The following is an 18573-nucleotide window of genomic DNA, read 5'->3' on the forward strand; positions in this document are numbered from 1 at the left end:
CGGATGCGCAGGAAGTTCGCGCCGATGCGGTCGATGCGCTGCACCTGCAGGCGGCGCACCTGGATCGGATGGCGCACGCGCTCGACGGCGAGAGGGGAATGGGTGCTTGTGGTCATGGCTGCATTTGGTTGATAATAACAACCATCATGCCGAACTTGGATGATACTGTCAACTACATAACACCACGATGACGAGACAAGCAAACACCGAGGTGCTGGACAGGCTGCACACGCTCATGCACGGCCTGCGGCGCCACCTGCAGGAAGCCGCGCGGCAGGATGGCGATGGCCTCGGGCCGATGGAGGTGCGCTGCCTGGGCTATTTTTTGCGCCACGCTGGCGCCACACAAAGTGATCTGGTACAGCACTCGGGGCGCGACAAGGCGCAGATCGCGCGCATCGTCAAGGCCCTGCACGAGCGCGGCCTGCTGCAAAGCCAGCCCGACCCGAACGACGGCCGCAGCCAGCGCGTGAGCGTCACGCCCGAGGGCCAGGCCTTGCAACGCAAGATGCAGCTGCACCGGGTGCGTTTCGAGAAGACCATGGCGGCCGGGTTGAACGAGAGCGAGCGCGCCACTCTGATCGCCCTGCTCGACCGCTTGCAGGAGAACGTGGGCGAGGCTTGAGAGTGCCAACCACCGTTCGGGCCGAAACCCGCTCATCCTGAGCTTGTCGAAGGATCGAAGCCCATCCAGCAGTGTTGGTGAGCCCTTCGACAAGCTCAGGGCGAACGGAGGGGATTGTGTGCCTGAGAGAGCGCCCAGGCCACGTGCTCGCGCACCAGTTCACCGGGGTGGTCTGCTTGGGCCTGCAGCGCGCGCAGCACATGTTCGTCGCGCCCCGCGCGCAGCGCGTTGCCCAGGGCCACCGCGATATTGCGCAGCCAGCGTTCGTGGCCGATGCGGCGGATCGCACTGCCCTCGGTGCGGCGCAGGAACTCGATCTCGCTCCACGAGAACAACTCGATCAACGACGCGCCCGAAAGCCCGGTGCGTTCGTCGAAATCGGGCAAGGGTGAGCGTTGCGCGAACTTGTTCCAGGGGCAGATGAGCTGGCAATCATCGCAGCCGTAAATGCGGTTGCCCATGAGTGGACGCAACTCCAGAGGAATGGGGCCTGCGTGTTCGATGGTCAGGTAGCTGATGCAACGCCGCGCGTCCACCCGCTGCGCACCGGTGATGGCCTGAGTGGGGCACACGGCGATGCATGCCGTGCAGCTGCCGCAGTGTTCGCTGGTGGCCTCGGTGGGCGGCAGGGCCAGGTCCACAAGGATCTCGCCCAGGAAAAACATCGAGCCCGCCTCGCGGTGCAACGCCAGCGTGTGCTTGCCGCGCCAGCCGATGCCGCTGCGGGACGCCAGCTCCACCTCCAGCACCGGGGCCGAGTCGGTGAACACGCGATGGCCGAACGGACCGATGGCCGCCGCAATGCGCTCACTCAGCGTCTGCAGGCGGTTGCGCAGGACCTTGTGGTAGTCCCGGCCCCGCGCGTACATCGAGATCACCGCCTCTTGCGGACGGTCGAGCCGCTCGAACTCGATGCCCTGCCAGCCTTCGGGTGTGGTGCGTGGCAGGTAGTCCATACGGGCGGTGATCACGCTCAGCGTGCCCGGCACCAGTTCGGCCGGGCGGGCGCGTTTGAGTCCGTGCGCGGCCATGTAGCCCATGTCACCGTGACATCCAGCCGACAACCATGCCATCAATCCGGGCTCGGCAGCCGACAAATCCACACCGGTCACCCCAATTTGGGAAAATGCGAGCTCCTGGCCCCAGGCCTGAATCCGAGAGACGAGTTGAGCGGCATCCAAAACGACATTCATGTGACGAGCATTGTAGGAACCGGTTCGGTGCCTGCGGTATCGGCGTGCGCGTCGCAGCAGTGGCAAGGCCGCTGGATCAATGAAGAAGACACGCAGGCCTTTGCCCAACGCCTCGCGCTGTCGCCGGCCATTGCCCACGCCACCCTCACCTTGCAAGGCGATCTGGGCGCGGGCAAGACCACCCTGGCGCGGCACCTGTTGCGTGCGCTCGGCGTGCGCGGGCGCATCAAGAGCCCGACCTACGCGGTGGTGGAACCGCACAGCGCCATGGACTGCCCGGTCATGCCTGCGGGCGAGGCGCTGTCGGTCTGGCACTTCGACTTCTACCGCTTCAACGACCCGCGCGAATGGGAAGACGCGGGCTTTCGCGAACTTTTTGCCAGCCCGGGTCTCAAGCTGGTGGAGTGGCCCGAACGCGCCGGCGCATTTTTGCCGGCGGTCGATCTGCGGATCGACATCCAACCCGACGACATGAATCCACACACCGACCCGGAACACGACAGCGCCCGCGCCGTGCGCGTCACCGCCCTCACCCTCACGGGCCAGCGTCTGCTGGAAGCGCTGGCATGACGGGACCCGTCAGCCGCCGCAGCTTGCTGCGCGCCGGCACGCTGGTGCTGCTGCTGGGCGCGCAGCACATCGCGCGTGGGGCCAGCGTGCTGGCGGTGCGCATCTGGCCCGCCGAGGACTACACCCGCGTGACCATCGAGTCCGACGGAGAACTCAAGGCGCAGCGGTTCTTCGTGACCGATCCGCCCCGCATGGTGGTGGACATCGAAGGCATCGACCTGCTGCCCGGCCTGCGCGAACTGGTGGGCAAGTTGAAGTCGGACGATCCGAACATCGGCAACATCCGCGTGGCGCAGAACGCGACCAACGTGGTCAGGCTGGTGATCGACCTCAAACAGGCCATCAAGCCGCAGGTGTTCAACCTGGAGCCGGTGGCCGCGTACCAGCACCGCCTGGTGCTCGACCTGTACCCGGTGAATGCGCCCGATCCGCTGGAGCAATTGATTGCCCAGCGCATGAAGGACATGGACGCGGCCAGCGAACGCGCCGCACGCCTGCTGGGCCTGGAAGCCGACAAGGTCACCAAGCCGGCGACGCGGACAGACGATCCGCTGGGCGAACTGATCGCGGGCCGCGAGCGGCCGAAGCCCCCCGTCAGCCCCCCGATCTCGCCTGCGCCCAAGCCATCGGTCGACGACGACACCGCCGTGGCCGGCGCCAAGCCCGACAAGGGCAGCCCCGCCAAGTCGCCGCCCGGCGACAAGGGCAAGACCGAGCGCCTGATCATCGTGGCGCTGGACCCCGGCCACGGTGGCGAAGACCCCGGCGCCATCGGCCCGGGCGGCACGCACGAGAAAAAGGTGGTGCTGCAGATCGCACAGAAGCTGCGCGACCGCATCAACGACACGCGCGTCAACGGCAACCCGATGCGCGCCTACATGACGCGCGACAAAGACTTTTTCGTTCCCTTGCAAGTGCGGGTGCAGAAGGCCCAGCGCGTGCAAGCCGACCTGTTCATCAGCCTGCATGCCGACGCCTTCTTCACGCCGCGTCCGCAAGGCGCCAGCGTGTACGCACTCAGCACCAAAGGCGCCAGCAGTGCCGCCGCGCGCTGGATGGCCAACAAGGAAAACGCCGCCGATGAGGTGGGGGGCCTCAACGTGAAAGCCAAGGACGCCACGGTGCAGCGCGCCCTGCTCGACATGAGCACCACCGCACAGATCAACGACAGCCTCAAGCTCGGCAGCGCCATGCTCGGCCATGTGAAGCAGGTCGGCAAACTGCACAAGCCGCGCGTGGAACAGGCCAACTTCGCGGTGTTGCGCGCCCCTGACATTCCCAGCGTTCTGGTGGAGACCGCCTTCATCAGCAACCCCGATGAAGAAGCCCGGCTCAACGACCCGAAGTACCAGGACGACCTGGCCGATGCGCTGCTGCGCGGCATCGTGGCGTACTTCAGCAAGAACCCGCCGCTGGCGCGCAACCGCCAGATCTGAGCTCAACCTTGCAGCCGCAGCAACACGCGCCCGCCCTCGATGCGCACCGGGTGGCAGCGGATGGCCTCGGTGACCGGCGCACAGGTGGGACTGCCGTCGCGAATGTCGAACTTGCCTTGGTGCAGCGGGCATTCGATCTCATGTCCATCGAGAAACCCGTCGCACAGGCGCGCGTGGCCATGGGTACAGGTGTTGTCGGTAGCGAACACGCGGCCGTCCACCTTGTAGAGCGCAATGTCGCGGCCGGCGACCTGCACCCCGATCACGTCGTCCTCGGGAACGTCGGCTTCGTCACTGGCGTCCAGCCATTCTTGGTCGTTGCTCATGGGTGTCAGATGGGGTAGATGATGGAATTCGGGATCATTTCGCTGTCGTACACGCACAGGCGCGAAGCGAACTTCAACCCCTCGGGCGTGCGCACGATCACGTCTAGGTAGCGGCCGACGTTGAATACCGTCGATTCGTGCGACAGCTTGGTGCGAAACACCGCGTAGTTGGCCTCGACCTCGAAACGGTCGGCTTCGGCCTTGTGCACCAGTGGTGCGCCCACCACGTGGCGCTGGTAGTACGGGTCGTGGAACAGCGTTTCCTTGATCCCGTAGGCACGGTCCTTGAGCATGCCTTTGCTCTCAAAAAACAGCGTGGCCAGCGGAAAACCGCGCTCGTGGTTCTCGCGCGGAATCAGCTTGTAGACGCAGTCGTCGACGAAGAACTCGGGCCAGAGGTCCCAGTCGCCGGAATCGACCGCCTGGGCATAGTCGGCGTACAGCCGCGCAATGGCCATGTGGTCCTCGAAGCGGATGGCCGATGCGGTGCTCATGTCGGATCCTCCATCACTTCGCGCCAGTACTGGTACATGCCACGGATCAGGGTCTCGGTGACCATGTGGTCGGTGTCGCCCACCTCGCGCCCCCCGAGCTCGGCCAGCGTGCGGTGGAACGGCTTCGATTCGAAGGCCTGCTGCGAGAACTCGATCACTTCGCCGTCGTCGGCCGAGACGAAGCCGGCCGGTCCGAACAGGTTGGCCTGGCGCAGGCGGCGCTGGGTCATCTCGGCGCTGTCGTCCTCGAAGCCGAAGTGCGTCCAGACGAAATCGAACGCGCCGTGGCCGTCGGGCTGGATGTGCCGCGTCGAGACGCTGTTGACCTGCTGCTGCAGGACCACGCTGGGAAAGAGCGTCATCATCACCGCCGTGGGAACTGGTGCCCCCACGCTCGGCGCTTCGCGCGCTTCGCTGCCCCCCGAGGGGGCGTCCGACGCCTTGGGGCGGCCCGGCGGCGGCGGCCCTTCCCACCAGGGCTCGGGCACGATGTCCAGAAAGCGCGGGTCGTGCAGTTGCATGCTCTCCTTGAAGCTGGACACCTGGGTCACCTGCTCGGCCTTGCCCGACTGGCCACGCGTGGAGATCATGGCCGCGTGGCGGTGGTGCGCGTCCATCTTGAGCTCGCTCTTGTTGTCGGCACGCCAGAGGCCGAAGGTCACGAACCAGGTGTGCAGCAGGCCCGGGTGGTAGGGGTCCTTGATGTTCTCCTGCATCAGCTTCCAGTTGCCCGGAATGCGCTGGCGGTTGTAGCCCAGGATGGTGAGCTTGCGGCCGTTGAACAGCCGGTCGAAGTAGCCCAGGATGGTGGGGCCGAGAAAGTCTTCCAGCGATTCGACGCCGTGGTCGAAGCTGGCAAACACCACGCCGCCACGCGTGGCCACCTTGAGCTTGTTCAGGCCGTGGTCGGTGGTCTTGAAATCGGCCGGCATGCCGCCGTTGACCTTGCCGTCCTGCTTCACGCCCCGGCGAAACGGCACGCCCTGCAGATCACCCTTGAGCGTGTAGCTCCACTGGTGATACGGGCAGACAAACTCCTTCTTGTTGCCGTGGCGCTCGCGGCAGAACTGCATGCCCCGGTGGGCACAGACGTTCTCCACCACGCTGATGCCGCCATCGGCATCGCGCACCATGATGACCGAGCGCTCACCCACCACCGTGCGCTTGTAGTCGCCCGCGTTCGGCACTTCGGCCTCCAGGCCGACGTAGTTCCAATGCTTTGTGTAGAAGAAGCGCTCCAGCTCCTTCTTGTGCAGCTCGGCGTCGGTGTAGACCATGAAGGGAATGCGGCTCGTGCCCTCGGATTCCCAGCGGATGCGCTGCGGGAACGTGCCTTCGCCGTCTGTGGATGATGTGTTCATGGGTGTTGTCTCCTTCTGAAAACTTCTAGGTGCCGCTGGCGTAAAACGCGTCGGCGTAAATCTGCTCGGGCAACACGCCCATGCGCCGGATGAGCAGCGACGCGGCTTCCACCATGGGCGGTGCGCCGCAGAGGTAGGCGCGAAAGCCTTGCAGGTCCGGCCAGTCCTGCTCGATTGCATCGGTGACGAGGCCAGTGCGGCAACCTGGCGCTCGGCCCGAGGCAATCACCGTGTGCACCCGCAGCCTGGGGTACTGCTGCTGCAGCTCGGCCAGCCAGGCCTGTCCGTACACGTCGCGCTCGGAGCGCACACCGAAGTACAGGTGGATGGGGTTGTGCATGCCGGCCGCGACCACACCGCGCACGATGGACAGAATCGGCGCGAGCCCGGTGCCGCCAGCCACGCAGAGCATCGGCCCGGTGTGCTTGCGGCGCAGATAGGCCGAGCCCAGCGGGCCGGTCACGCGCACCGCGTCGCCCACCTTCAGTTCACGCTCGATGTAACCCGTCACACGGCCGTCGGGTACGCGCCGCACATGGAATTCGAGCTCACCATCGGTACACAGGCCAGCCATGGAATAGGGGCGGATGTGATCGGGTGTGAATTGCAGTTGCGCGTACTGGCCGGGTGAAAACTCCAGCGGCTTGGCCGGCTTGAGCCGCAGGCGCTGAATGTCGTGCGTGGGCGACTCGATCGCCACCACACTGGCCTTGATGATGCGCGCGGGGTGCACCACCACCTCGTCGGGTTCGGGAATTTCGACGGTGCACGACTCGGTCAGAAAGGTCTGGCACGCCAGCACGCTGGACGCATCCTCGCCGGCTTGCGGCGGCCGCATCTCGCCACCCGACGCCAGCACCTGACCGGAGACCACCTTGCAGCGGCAGGTGCCGCAGCGCCCGGCCAGGCAGCTGTACGACACCGGAATGTCGTGGGCGCGCAGCGCGTCCAGCAGGTTCACGCCCGCCTGAACACTCAGCGTGCGCTGCATCGGCCGTACATGAATTTCCATGGCGCTTTCTTGTCTCTTTGGGTCTCGTGGGGGGCCATGATCACGCCCCGACAAAAATCAGTCAATGCAATGGAATCAATTCTGCATATCATTGAAATCAATATCTGAATCTGAAGGAGTGCCCATGGAACTCGAAGACATCGATCTGAATCTGCTGGTCGTGTTCAACCAGTTGCTGACCGAACGCAAGGTCTCCAAGGTGGCCGAGAACCTGGGCCTCGGGCAACCGGCAGTGAGCAACGCGCTTGCCCGGCTGCGCAAGCTGTTCGACGACGAGCTGTTTCTGCGCACCGCCCACGGCATGCAGCCCACGCCCTTTGCCGAGCAGCTGGCCGAATCCATTGGCTATGCGCTGGGCATGATCCACAGCGCCGTGAACGCGCGCAGCTCATTCGACCCCGCCACCAGCCAGCGCAGCTTCTCCATCGGCATGACCGACATCGGCGAAATCTATTTCCTGCCGCAGCTGATGCAGCGCATCCAGCAGATCGCACCCTCGGTGAGCATCAGCACGGTGCGCAACACCGCGGTGCATCTTGGAGACGCGATGGAGGCCGGCCAGATCGATCTGGCCATCGGCCTGCTGCCGCAGCTCAAGGCGGGCTTCTTCCAGCGGCGCCTGTTCGAGCAGCGCTATGTCTGCCTGTTCCGCGAGGGCCACCGCCTGGACCGCAAGCGCATGCGGGAGGCCGATTTTTTCATGGCCGAGCATCTGGCCATCGTCTCGGCCGGCACGGGCCACGGCCAGGTCGATGCCATTCTCGACAACCACTCGCCGCAACGGCGGGTGAAGCTCAAGGTGCCGCATTTCGTGGCCACCGGCCACATCCTGGCGTCCACCGACCTGATCGCAACGGTGCCCGAGCGACTGGCCGAACGCATGGCCGTGCCCTTCGGACTGAAGTTCCTGCCCCACCCGGTCGATCTGCCCCGCATCGCCATCAACTTGTTCTGGCACGCGAAGTACCACAAGGACCCGGCCAACCAGTGGTTGCGCAACCTGGTCTTCGAGCTGCACGCCGACCGCACGGGCGCGCGGCCATGAGTCCGGTTCAGGCTGGGTTTCTTTTGGCCTCGCGGCTGGCCTTCCAGCCGCCATACAGGGCGATGAGACCGGGGATGATGATCATGGCCCAGATGATCTTGCTCAGGTTCGTCTGCACCCAGGGCAGGTTGCCGAAGAAGTAGCCCGCGCCCACCAGCCCCACCACCCAGATCAACGCACCGATCACGTTGTAGGCGGTGAACTTGGTGCGTGTCATCTCGGCCACGCCGGCCACGAACGGCGCGAAGGTGCGGATGAAGGGCATGAAGCGCGCGAGGATGATGGTGATGCCGCCGTAGCGCTCGTAGAACGCGTGCGCCTGGTTGAAGGCATTGCGGTTGAACAGGCGCGAGTTCTCCCACTGGAACACCTTGGGCCCGAAGTAACGACCAATGGAATAGTTGGTCTGGTCGCCGAGCACTGCAGCGGCCACCAGCAGGCCCATGGCCAGCGGCAGACTCATGAGGCCGGCGCCGCAGAGCGTGCCCACCACGAACAGCAGCGAGTCACCCGGCAGGAAGGGCATGACCACCACGCCGGTCTCGGTGAAGATGATGAGAAACAGCAGCGCATAGACCCAGGCGCCGTAGTTCTGCACGAAGGTCTGCAGGTGCTGGTCCACGTGCAGGATGAAGTCGATGAGGAAGGCAATGATTTCCATGGAGGGGGATTATCCCTGCCGCCTACAATTTGTTCGTGACAACCCCACCCAGCACCCTCCAGCCGCCGCGTCGACCGATCCGCGAACTCCCCGATGAACTGATCAGCCAGATCGCTGCCGGCGAGGTGGTCGAGCGGCCGGCCTCGGTGGTGCGTGAACTGGTGGACAACGCGCTGGACGCTGGCGCCACGCAGGTCACGCTGCGGCTGCAGGCCGGCGGCGTGCGGCTCATCAGCGTGGAAGACAACGGCAGCGGCATCCTGCGCAGCGAACTGCCCAACGCACTCAAGCGCCACGCCACCAGCAAGATCGCGAGCCTGTCCGACCTCGAATCGGTGGGCACCATGGGTTTCCGTGGCGAGGCGCTGGCGGCCATCTGCTCCATCGCCGAGGTCTCGCTGCTCACGCGCGTGGACACGGCCGACGAGCCCCATGGCTGGCTGCTTGACGGGCGCAGCGGCGAGCTGCAACCCACGGCACGCTCACCTGGCACCACGGTGGAGGTGCGCGAACTCTTTTTTGCCACGCCGGCGCGGCGCAAGTTCCTCAAGACCGATGCCACCGAGCTGGCGCACTGCATCGAGGCGGTGCGCCGCCACGCACTGGCGCGGCCGGACGTGGGTTTTGCGATCTGGCACGACGGCAAGCTGGTGGCGCAGTGGCGCGCGGTGACCGGTGGCGGCATGGACGCGCTGCGCCAGCGCCTGGCCGACGTGCTGGGCAACGATTTTGTGGAACAGGCGGTGGCGCTGAACTGGCCGCTGGATGTGCCGACCGACGATGGCCCGCAGCGCTTGCGCGTGTGGGGCTTCGCGGGCGTGCCCGACGCTGCGCGCTCGCGCGCCGACTGGCAGTTCGCCTACGTGAACGGTCGCTACGTGCGCGACAAGACCATCACCCACGCCGCGCGCAGCGCCTACGAAGACGTGCTGCACGGCCACCGCCAGCCGGTGTATGCGCTGTTCGTCTCGCTCGACCCGGCGCGGGTGGACGTGAATGTGCACCCGACCAAGATCGAGGTGCGGTTTCGCGATGGACGCGAAGTGCACCAGGGCGTGCGGCACGCGGTGGAAGCGGCACTGGCTGTGCCGCGCTCGGGTGGTGCGGCTGAGCCGGTGGACGCAGTGCCTGTCACCGCATGGACGCCGCCAGCGCGGCAGGACGGCTTTGCGTTTCGCCCGCGCGAGCCCGAGGTCGGGCACCGCGTGAGTGATGTGGGGGCCTTGTGGGGCTACGGGTCTGGCGGGGCCCTTCGACCAGGCTCAGGACAGGCTTCGACAGGCTCAGCCCGAACGGATGTTTCCTCAGACCCAGCTCCCACCACCGTTCGGGCTGAGCCTGTCGAAGCCCTCAGCGACCAAGCGCCCCTTCCATCGGGCGACTGGCCGCTGGGCCGCGCCATCGCACAGCTGCAAGGCGTCTACATCCTGGCCGAGAACACGCACGGCCTGATCGTGGTGGACATGCACGCCGCGCACGAGCGCATCGTCTACGAGCGGCTCAAGCAGCAGTTGGACGACCAGCAGGTGGCCAGCCAGCCCTTGCTGATTCCCGCCACCTTCTCCGCCACGCCCGACGAAGTGGCCACCGCCGAAGACTGCGCCGAGGTGCTCAAAACACTGGGCCTGGAGATCACCGCACTCTCACCCAAGACGCTGGCCGTGCGCGCCGTGCCCACCACGCTCGCCCAGGGCGACCCGGTGGAACTCGCGCGCAGCGTGCTCGGCGAGCTCGGCCTGCACGACGCAAGTACCGTCGTGCAACGCGCTCGCAACGAACTGCTCGCCACCATGGCCTGCCACGGCGCGGTGCGTGCCAACCGGCGCCTGACGCTGGACGAGATGAACGCGCTGCTGCGCCAGATGGAAGTCACCGAACGCTCCGACCAGTGCAATCACGGCCGCCCCACCTGGCGCCAGGTGGGCATGAAAGAGCTGGACGCGCTGTTCCTGCGCGGGCGCTGAGCGGGCCCATCGCCGGCCTTTGGTCGGGAATTCGGCAAGAAATCCCGTCACCCGCCATGATCGGCCGACTCGCTGGCACGGAACGTGCGCGCAGCGAAGTCTGAACTTTTTGCCAAGCGAGCCGCTCCATACCCGTCATGAAACGCCTGATTGCCCTCCTGCTGGCCTCGCTGGCACTGCTCGCCGGTTGCGCCACGCTCGACGAGCAGCAGCGCACCTGGATCTTCCAACCGTCCGACCGCAGCTGGGCGGGCGGCACCTACGCGGCCGAGAGCATGGAAGACGTGTGGATCGACTTCACCTCGCAAGTCACCGACAAACCCGTCAAGCTGCACGGGCTGTGGGCACAGAACGACAACTTCGCCGCGCGCGCCGATGCCCCGGTGATGCTCTACCTGCACGGTGCGCGCTTCAACGTGACCGGCTCGGCCTTTCGCGCACAACGCATGCAGGAGCTCGGCTTCTCGGTGCTGGCCATCGACTACCGCGGCTTCGGCAAAAGCACGAACGAACTGCCTTCGGAAACCAAGGCCTACGAAGACGCCCGCGCCGCCTGGGACTGGCTGGGCGAAAAGTACCCGGGGCGGCCACGTTACATCTTTGGCCATTCGCTGGGCGGCGCCATCGCCATTGAACTCGCGGCGCAGGTGAAAGACGAAGCCGGCACGGTGGTCGAAGGCACCTTCACCTCCATCCCCGACGTGGTGAGCACCTTCAAATGGGGCTGGTTGCCGGTGAGTCTTTTGATCACCCAGCGCTTTGAAGCGGTCAAACGCGTGCCCGACATCGGCTCGCCGCTGCTGGTGGTGCATGGCGGTGACGACCGCCTGATCCAGCCCGAGCTGGGGCGCAAGCTGTATGAGGCCGCCAATGGCCGCAAGTCCTTCGTGCTGGTCGAGGGCGGCTCTCACCACAACACCAACTCGGTCGGCCAGTCGCAGTACCGCACCGCGCTGGCCAGCCTCTTCGGCCTGCGCAACGCCAGCGCCGAAGCCGTGAAAGTGGTCAAGCAGTAAACCCGCCGCACAGCGGGTGGGCCATCCTCAGTGCTGCACCGCCTGGGCCAGCGCCGCCCAGGCCTTGTGATTCAGCGGCATCGTGACGGCCGCCGCAGCGATCGGGTGCGACGAGAGCTTGACCACCACCATCTCGGCCTTGGGGTTGATGTGAATGAACTGGTTGTGCACGCCCGCCGCTTCCCAGGCGCCGTCTGCGTTGTGCAGCGCCCACCACTGGTTGCGGTAGCTGTAGCCGGCGCGCGACTGCTGGCCCGGCGCCCTGGCGAACTTGTCGCGGTCGCCACCGCGCGCGGTGTCTTCAATCACCTCGCGGGCCAGAATGCGCTGGCCGTTGAACTCGCCGCCCTTGCGCAGCATCTCGCCAAAACGCGCGAGGTCGCGCAGCGTGGCGCTCATGCCGGATCCCTGCAACGGCGTGCCCGCCCCGTCGATCATCACGTTCGCGTCTTCCTCCGCACCGAGCTTCTGCCAGATGCGCTCGCTCAGCAGATCGGCAAAGTGCTGCCCCGTCACGCGCGAGACGATCCAGCCCAGCACCTCCGAATGCACCGTTCGGTAGACGAAGGCGTCGCCGTGCTCGCCTTCTTTCTTCAGCGTCTTGAGGAAGCTGTAGATGTCTTTCGGACCGGTGTAGCTGGCCGGTGCGGGCAGCATGCCGCTGGAGAACAGGTAGGGGAACACCTCTGTCGTGGGGTCGGTGTAGACCTCGCGGTAGCGCACCGCGCCGGTCATGTCCATGACCTGGCGCACGCTCATGTCGTCCCAGGCGCTGCCGGCCAGCTCGGGCACGTACTGCGTCACCCGCGCGTTGGGGTCGATCCTGCCCTCGTGTGCGAGCTGCGCGGCCAGCAGGCCGGTGAAGCTCTTGGTGATGGAGAACAGCAGGTGCGGCTTCTCAGGTTGCATGTTGCGGTAACGCTCGTAGACGACACGCCCACGGTGCAACACGATCAGGCCGTCGGTGAAGGTGTCGCGCTGCCACTCGGCGATGGTGGTGCGTGATCCCTTGTCGTCGGCGAAGGCCCACTCGTCGAGGTTCTTCTCGCGGCGCGGCAGCACGGCCACCGGCGCCGCGCCACGGCGGATGTTGCGCGTGGGCAGCAGCTGACGCACGTTCTGGAACGCCCAGGTCATCTGCGGGTAGCGCGTGCGGTTGCTGTTGTCCACCAGCTTGTCGGGCGCGGGTGGGAAGCCCTCCATGTAACCCAGCTTGTCGAGCAGCACGCTGTCGGGCGGCGGCAGTTGCGGCGCCTGCGCAAAGGCGGCAGGCAGCGCGAACAGCAGGCCACAGACAGCGGTGGTGATCGGTCGGGCACGGTGGTGCATGGTCTTGTCTCCTGTTGTGGTTCGGGAATACCGGGGTCTCGCCCGGCGCAAGTTGCCGGGACAATGGCGCCCAATCTTGATGAGAAGCTGATGCCCAGTCCCGCAGGCGACGACCACAACGACGAGCCCTCCGGCAGCAGCCCCGCCGGGCTGGGCTACAGCGCTGACGACGATGGCGAGGTCTGCGTGCACGGCCGGCCGCTGGCGCTGCCGCCCAAGGAACGCGCCGTGCTGCACCTGCTGCTGCGGCGGTGGCCACGCACCGTGTCCAAGGAACAGTTCGCGAGCGAGGTCTGGGCCGGTCAGGCGATGTCGGACGAAAGCCTGGCGCGCTGCATCGCGCAATTGCGGCAGGCCGTGCCGCCCGCGACCGGTCTGGCACTGCGCGCGCAGTACCGGCGCGGCTACCGCTTGCTGGTGACGACCGACGGCCCCACCGCCGTGGCACCACCGGCGGCCGCGCACGGGCGGTTGCTGCACGTGGCCATGGCCCGGCCACACCAGGTGGAGACGCTCACCCATGCGCGCCAACTGGTGCAGCAGCGCGAGGCCGATGCACTCGCGCGCGCCGAGCAACTGCTGCGCGCGCTGATCGCCGAAGCGCCCGACTATCTTGCGGCCCGGCTCGCCTTTGCGGAATGCCTGGCGGCCACCGTGAGTTGCGGCCTGGCGGTGCGACGCAAGCGCATTGATGAGGCGCTCGCCCATCTGGCGTGGGTGGAGACCCAAGCGCCGCAAATGCCCGGTCTGCTCACCGAAACCGCGCACCTGCTCGACTGCGCCTGGTGCTTCGACGAGGCCGCCGTTCTACACGCGCGCGCCCTCGCAGACTCGCCGCTGGACGCCGCCACCCACTACTACCGCGGCTGGCATCTGCTGGCCACCGACCGGCCGCGCGAAGCCGTGCAGGCACTGGAGCAGGCCCTGCAACTCAACCCGTTCTCGGTCTACATGGCGATTCTTCTGGCGCGTGCGCTCGCCACCGCCGGGGACCACGAAGCGGCGCTCGCGCGCGCCCTGCGCACGCGAGCGAACGCACCCGAGAACCGCGCCGCCGCACTGCACCTGCTGGGCGTGCAGGCGCTGGTGACACCCTCGCCCGCGCTGGCCGCACCGGCTTTGCAGATGTTGAGGGACCCGGCCTTGTGGATCTTCGCCGCCTCCACGCTGGGCTACGTGCTGGCGCGTTCTGGTGAGACCGATGCCGCTGCGCGCGTGATCGCCAACACCGACCTCAGCAACCCGAGCGAGCTGGCCACGCACGCCGCCGCGCTGGCTCTGCTGGGCCGCCGCACCGAGGCACTGGATCGCCTGGAGCGAGCGGTGGGCGAGGGCTGCGGCCACCTGCCCCTGGTGTTGCTGGCCACCGAAAACGCGACCCTGCGCGACGACCCGCGCTGGACAGCGATCGCGGCTCACGTCTGGCCCCGGCGCGCGTGACCCCGAGGCACTGCACCAGAAGGCGTTCTGCTACCCTCGACCGGATGCCCGCAACGCCATCCTCTTCAGCCATGTCACCCGGTCTTGTGGTGCTGGCGCTCTCTCTTTTGTTGGGCCTGCAGCCCATCGCGACCGACCTGTACCTGCCTGCGCTGCCCGCCCTCACGGCCGGCTTTGGCGCGGCCATGTCGCAGGCCCAACTCACGCTCACCGCGCTGCTGCTGGCGTTTGGCGTGTCGCAGATGTTCTGGGGTCCGCTGTCGGACCGTTTTGGCCGACGGCCTGTTCTGTTGATCGGCATGAGCGCCTTCGTGGTGGCGTCGGTCGGCAGCACCTTTGCATCCTCCATCGAACAGCTCATCGTCTGGCGCGCGGTGCAGGGCGCGGCCATGGGCGCTGGCGTGATGTGCGCGCGCGCCATCGTGCGCGACCTGTACCTGCCCACCGAGGGCGCGCGCATGATGTCCAAAGGCCTCACCGGCCTGGGTGTGATCGCCTGCGCCAGCGCGCCACTGGGCGGCTTCCTGTCCGACCTGCTGGGATGGCGCCTGTCGCTGATGGCGGTGGCTGTGTTCGGCGCCATCACGCTGGGCGTGATCGCCTGGCGGTTCGAGGAAACCCTGCTCGCGAAGAACCCCCGCGCCCTGCAACCCGGCATGCTGCTGGGCACCTGGGTGCAGATCGCGCGCCACCCCACCTTCTGGGCATTTGCTCTGCTCTCCGCCACCTCCTACTGCGGCCTGTTCACCTTCCTCGCGGCCTCACCCTTCGTGTTCATCCAGGTGCTCGGCATGTCCAAGACGGGCTATGGCCTGATGATGATGACGATGTCGCTGAGCTACATCGTGGGCACCTTCATCTGCCGCCGTCTGCTGCTGCTGCTGGGTGTGCGGCGCACCGTGGCCGTGGCCGCGGTGTTCACGCTGGTGGGTGGCACCAGCATGGGTGTGCTGGCGTGGCTGGGCGTGCAGAGCGCCTGGGCCATCATGTTGCCGTTCTACCTGTTCATGATGGGCCACGGTGTGCACCAGCCTTGCGGCCAGAGCGGCGCGGTGGGTCCCTTTCCGCAGGCCGCCGGTGCGGCGTCGGCGCTGGCCGGTTTCATCATGATGATCGCGGCGTTTCTGGTGGGTGGCTGGTTGGGTCAAAGCCTGGCGGCGATCCAGGCCGGTACCGGTACGGTGCTGCCGCTCACCAACGGCATCTGGTTCTGGAGCGTGTTCATCTCCCTGACCGCCTGGACACTGGTGCAACGCTTTGGCGAGAGCCGGCCCGGGCCCGAGCGCGCGACGCCCGGCGTGGTGCAAGGCTGATCCGGCCCATGCCCCCCGTGTCCTGCATCGGCCTGGCCGGGCCCACCGCGAGCGGCAAGAGCGCAGCCTCACTGGCCATCGCACAGCGCTGGCCAGTGGAGATCATCAGCGTCGACTCGGCACTGGTCTACCGCGGCATGGACATCGGCACGGCGAAACCCAGCGCGGCAGAACAGGCGCAGGTGCCGCACCACCTGATCGACATCCTCGACCCGCTGCAGAGTTACAGCGCAGCCGACTTCGTGCGCGACACGCTCCGGCTGGTGGACGAGATCAACCAGCGTGGGCGCACCGCCCTGCTCGTGGGCGGCACCATGCTGTACTTCAAGGCGCTGCTGGTGGGCCTGGACGACATGCCACAAGCCGACGTTGCGGTGCGGGCGCGCATCGATGCCCAAGCCAAGGCACTCGGCTGGCCCGCGCTGCACGCCGAGCTGATGCGGGTCGACCCCATGACGGCCGCGCGCCTGCCGCCCTTGGATGCGCAGCGCATCCAGCGCGCCCTCGAGGTGTTCGAGGTCTCGGGTCGGCCGCTCTCCAGCTTTCAAACCGGGCGCACGCACAACCCCGACAGTCCGCTCGCACCCGGGCAGCTGATCTCGCTGGAGCCGCTTGACCGCGCCTGGCTGCACGCGCGCATCGCGCAGCGCTTCGATGTGATGCTGACTGAGGGCTTCCTCGATGAAGTGAAGCGCCTGCGCGCGCGCGGCGACCTCGGTACCGACCTGCCTTCGATGCGTTGCGTGGGCTACCGGCAGGCCTGGGAGCTGCTGGACGCGCACGGCAACACGCTCGCCCCCGAGCAACTCGCCGAGCTGCGCGAACTCGGCATCGCGGCCACGCGCCAGCTCGCCAAGCGCCAGCTCACCTGGTTGCGTTCCATGCCGCAGCGCCGGGTCATTGCGTGTGACGCACCCGATGCGCTGGCGCGCGTGATCGAATCGGTGCAAGCCCTGTTGAGCGCACCCACCTGAACCGCATGTCACTCGTCGTCGAACAACTCGGAAAGCGCTACGGCAACACCACCGTCTTCAGCGACGTGAACCTCACGGTGGCGCCCGGTGAGTTCATTGCCATCGTGGGCGAATCGGGGGTGGGCAAATCCAGCCTGCTCAACTGCCTGGCTGCGCTGGACGACTGGAGCGAAGGCCGCATCACGCATGCCGGTGTGGACCTCGGTGACCTGACCGACACGCAGCGTGCGCACTGGCGCCGCAAGCACCTGGGCTTCGTGTTCCAGGCCTTTCACGTGCTGCCGCACCTGGACGTGGCGCAGAACGTGGGCCTGCCCCTGCTGTTGCTGGGCCGGCCGGATGCCGCGCGCGTGCAGCAGATGCTCGAAGCGGTGGGGCTGGGCGAACTCGGCGCGCGGCTGCCGGCCGAACTCTCGGGCGGTCAGCTGCAGCGCGTGGCCATTGCCCGCGCGCTGGTGCACCGCCCCAGCCTGCTGCTGGCCGACGAGCCCACCGGCAACCTGGACCCGAGCACGGCCGCCCAGGTGATGGCGGTGCTGCAGCAGCAGGCTCGTGAGAGTGGTGCCGCGCTGGTGCTCGTCACGCATTCACAAGCCGCTGCCGCGCGCGCGCAGCGCGTGTTGCACCTCACCGCCAGCGGGCTGCAGCCGGCTTGAGGTTTCAGACCTTGAGGATCACGTCGTGGTCGGGTGCGAAGCAGGCATGCAGCGGCAGCAGTGCACCGCCGAGGGCGCGTGCATCGGAGCCGATGCTGCCCAGCTCCAGGCGCGGGCGATGCAGACCTTCCCAGTTGTAGGCCGCCAGCGCCGCGCGCGTGCGCTCGCACAGGGCGCGCAACAGATCGGGCGCGATCGCTCCGTCCATCACCACCGCCTCCACATCGAGAAACGCCGTGCCCGAGACCACGCACTGCGCCAGCGCCGGCGCTGCGCGCTCGATCCACTCCTGGCTGTACGGCAACCAGGGTGACTGCAGGGCCCGCTCGTCGTAGGCGGCCATCGGGTCCAGGCCGTGCTGGCGAAAGCGCTGCTCCAGGTCCCACAGCGAGGCTTCGCTGATGAGCTGCGGCGCCGGCTCACCGCCCTGCACCACGCGCAGGGGCAGCGAGGCAACAGCGCCCGCGTTGCCATGGATGCCGCGGTGCAGGTGCGAGTCGAGCACCAGCCCACCGCCCACAAAAGTGTCCATGAACAGGTAGAGAAAACTGCGGATGTCGCGCCCTCGCCCCTGCAGCAGTTCGGCCACGCAGGCGGCCGATGTGTCCTTGGCAAAACTCACCGGCAGCTCGGTGAGTTGCTGCACTTCGGCTCCCAGGTCGATCTGGTTCCAGGCTTGCGATTGTTCGGCCGTGAGGCCCAGCATGCGATGCCAGCCACCCAGTTGGAACGGCGCGGCCACGCCCACCCCCACCACGCGGTCGCTCAGCGGGCCGAGTTTCTTCAGCAGGCGGTGGAGGTTGGTCTTGATCGTGGGCAGCAGCACCGGGATGTCGGGAAAGGCGTAATCCAGCACCAGGCGCTCACGCACCTGGCCGGTGAAGTCAACCAGCAGCCAGTCGGCGCTGCGCCGACCAATCTTGATGCCGATGGCGAACGCGCCGTCGGGATGCAGCCCCAGCGGCACCGAGGGCTGGCCCACGCGCCCGCGCACCGGCGCCTCGCGGCGCAGCAACTGGTCCTCGTCGAGCCGGGCGGTGATCAGGCCGATGGTCTGCGCGGTCAGGCCGGTCAGGCGCGCGATATCGGCTTTGGCCAGGCTGCCGTGCACGCGCAGCGCCTGCAGCACCACGCGCTCGTTGAACTGGCGCATGCCCA

At 67.1% G+C, this 18573-nt stretch carries 18 protein-coding genes; 10 read left to right on the forward strand and 8 right to left on the reverse strand.

Annotation, left to right across the window (positions count from 1 at the left end; genetic code table 11):
• Positions 1–187: 187 nt before the first annotated feature.
• Positions 188–625 carry a MarR family transcriptional regulator gene (locus tag IV113_RS19360; protein WP_291088387.1) on the forward strand — a complete coding sequence of 146 codons (438 nt, stop codon included), beginning with the start codon at positions 188–190 and terminating at the stop codon, positions 623–625.
• Between the two features lie 95 nt (positions 626–720).
• Here the strand turns inward: IV113_RS19360 and queG are convergent, their stop codons facing one another.
• Entirely contained in the window at positions 721–1779 is a 1059-nt protein-coding gene (queG, locus tag IV113_RS19365; RefSeq protein ID WP_291088417.1) for a tRNA epoxyqueuosine(34) reductase QueG, read from the reverse strand.
• A gap of 66 nt (positions 1780–1845) precedes the next feature.
• Here queG and tsaE point away from each other — a divergent pair, with 66 nt between their 5' ends.
• On the forward strand, positions 1846–2388 hold the full coding sequence (tsaE, locus tag IV113_RS19370) for a tRNA (adenosine(37)-N6)-threonylcarbamoyltransferase complex ATPase subunit type 1 TsaE (RefSeq protein WP_291088419.1): 543 nt from the start codon (positions 1846–1848) through the stop codon (positions 2386–2388).
• On the forward strand, positions 2385–3824 hold the full coding sequence (locus IV113_RS19375) for an N-acetylmuramoyl-L-alanine amidase (protein WP_291088388.1): 1440 nt from the start codon (positions 2385–2387) through the stop codon (positions 3822–3824). The genes tsaE and IV113_RS19375 overlap by 4 nt, the downstream gene beginning before the upstream one ends.
• Positions 3825–3826: 2 nt before the next feature.
• Here the strand turns inward: IV113_RS19375 and IV113_RS19380 are convergent, their stop codons facing one another.
• Genes IV113_RS19380 through IV113_RS19395 form a run of 4 tightly spaced genes read right to left on the reverse strand, consistent with a single transcriptional unit; the run spans position 3827 to position 7017 of the window.
• Positions 3827–4150, reverse strand: a complete 324-nt coding sequence (locus IV113_RS19380) for a non-heme iron oxygenase ferredoxin subunit (protein ID WP_291088390.1) — start codon at positions 4148–4150, stop codon at positions 3827–3829.
• A 5-nt stretch (positions 4151–4155) separates the two neighbouring features.
• Positions 4156–4644, reverse strand: a complete 489-nt coding sequence (locus IV113_RS19385) for an aromatic-ring-hydroxylating dioxygenase subunit beta (RefSeq protein ID WP_291088392.1) — start codon at positions 4642–4644, stop codon at positions 4156–4158.
• Complete coding sequence (locus IV113_RS19390; protein WP_291088394.1) at positions 4641–6005, reverse strand: aromatic ring-hydroxylating dioxygenase subunit alpha; 1365 nt, start codon at positions 6003–6005, stop codon at positions 4641–4643. The genes IV113_RS19385 and IV113_RS19390 overlap by 4 nt, the downstream gene beginning before the upstream one ends.
• Positions 6006–6030: 25 nt before the next feature.
• Entirely contained in the window at positions 6031–7017 is a 987-nt protein-coding gene (locus tag IV113_RS19395) for a 2Fe-2S iron-sulfur cluster-binding protein (protein WP_291088396.1), read from the reverse strand.
• Between the two features lie 124 nt (positions 7018–7141).
• Between IV113_RS19395 and IV113_RS19400 the strand changes: the two genes are divergently transcribed.
• Positions 7142–8062, forward strand: coding sequence for a LysR family transcriptional regulator (locus IV113_RS19400; RefSeq protein WP_291088398.1), 921 nt, complete (start codon positions 7142–7144; stop codon positions 8060–8062).
• Between the two features lie 7 nt (positions 8063–8069).
• Here IV113_RS19400 and IV113_RS19405 read toward each other — a convergent pair whose 3' ends face one another.
• A complete protein-coding gene (locus tag IV113_RS19405; RefSeq protein WP_291088400.1) occupies positions 8070–8723 on the reverse strand; it encodes a DedA family protein in 654 nt (217 codons plus the stop codon).
• 35 nt (positions 8724–8758) lie between these two features.
• On the opposite strand from IV113_RS19405, the gene mutL reads away from it, so the two are divergent.
• Positions 8759–10687, forward strand: a complete 1929-nt coding sequence (gene mutL, locus IV113_RS19410; RefSeq protein WP_291088402.1) for a DNA mismatch repair endonuclease MutL — start codon at positions 8759–8761, stop codon at positions 10685–10687.
• Positions 10688–10824: 137 nt separating this feature from the next.
• On the forward strand, positions 10825–11703 hold the full coding sequence (locus IV113_RS19415; RefSeq protein ID WP_291088404.1) for an alpha/beta fold hydrolase: 879 nt from the start codon (positions 10825–10827) through the stop codon (positions 11701–11703).
• 27 nt (positions 11704–11730) lie between these two features.
• On the opposite strand, the gene IV113_RS19420 is transcribed toward IV113_RS19415, so the two are convergent.
• Entirely contained in the window at positions 11731–13032 is a 1302-nt protein-coding gene (locus tag IV113_RS19420) for a serine hydrolase (RefSeq protein WP_291088406.1), read from the reverse strand.
• A 90-nt stretch (positions 13033–13122) separates the two neighbouring features.
• On the opposite strand from IV113_RS19420, the gene IV113_RS19425 reads away from it, so the two are divergent.
• The 4 genes from IV113_RS19425 to IV113_RS19440 all read left to right on the forward strand — a co-directional run bounded on the left by IV113_RS19425 (position 13123) and on the right by IV113_RS19440 (position 17415).
• A complete protein-coding gene (locus IV113_RS19425) occupies positions 13123–14472 on the forward strand; it encodes a winged helix family transcriptional regulator (protein ID WP_291088408.1) in 1350 nt (449 codons plus the stop codon).
• Positions 14473–14543: 71 nt separating this feature from the next.
• Positions 14544–15785, forward strand: a complete 1242-nt coding sequence (locus tag IV113_RS19430; protein WP_291088410.1) for a Bcr/CflA family efflux MFS transporter — start codon at positions 14544–14546, stop codon at positions 15783–15785.
• An 8-nt stretch (positions 15786–15793) separates the two neighbouring features.
• The gene (miaA, locus tag IV113_RS19435) at positions 15794–16759 is read left to right on the forward strand and encodes a tRNA (adenosine(37)-N6)-dimethylallyltransferase MiaA (protein WP_291088412.1); all 966 of its coding nucleotides are present in this window, start codon (positions 15794–15796) and stop codon (positions 16757–16759) included.
• Positions 16760–16764: 5 nt separating this feature from the next.
• The gene (locus IV113_RS19440) at positions 16765–17415 is read left to right on the forward strand and encodes an ABC transporter ATP-binding protein (protein ID WP_291088414.1); all 651 of its coding nucleotides are present in this window, start codon (positions 16765–16767) and stop codon (positions 17413–17415) included.
• 4 nt (positions 17416–17419) lie between these two features.
• Here the strand turns inward: IV113_RS19440 and IV113_RS19445 are convergent.
• The coding region (locus tag IV113_RS19445; RefSeq protein ID WP_291088415.1) for an ROK family transcriptional regulator at positions 17420–18573 on the reverse strand (1154 nt) is incomplete at its 5' end.

The organism is Hydrogenophaga sp., assembly GCF_018780385.1.
GTDB lineage: Bacteria > Pseudomonadota > Gammaproteobacteria > Burkholderiales > Burkholderiaceae_C > Hydrogenophaga.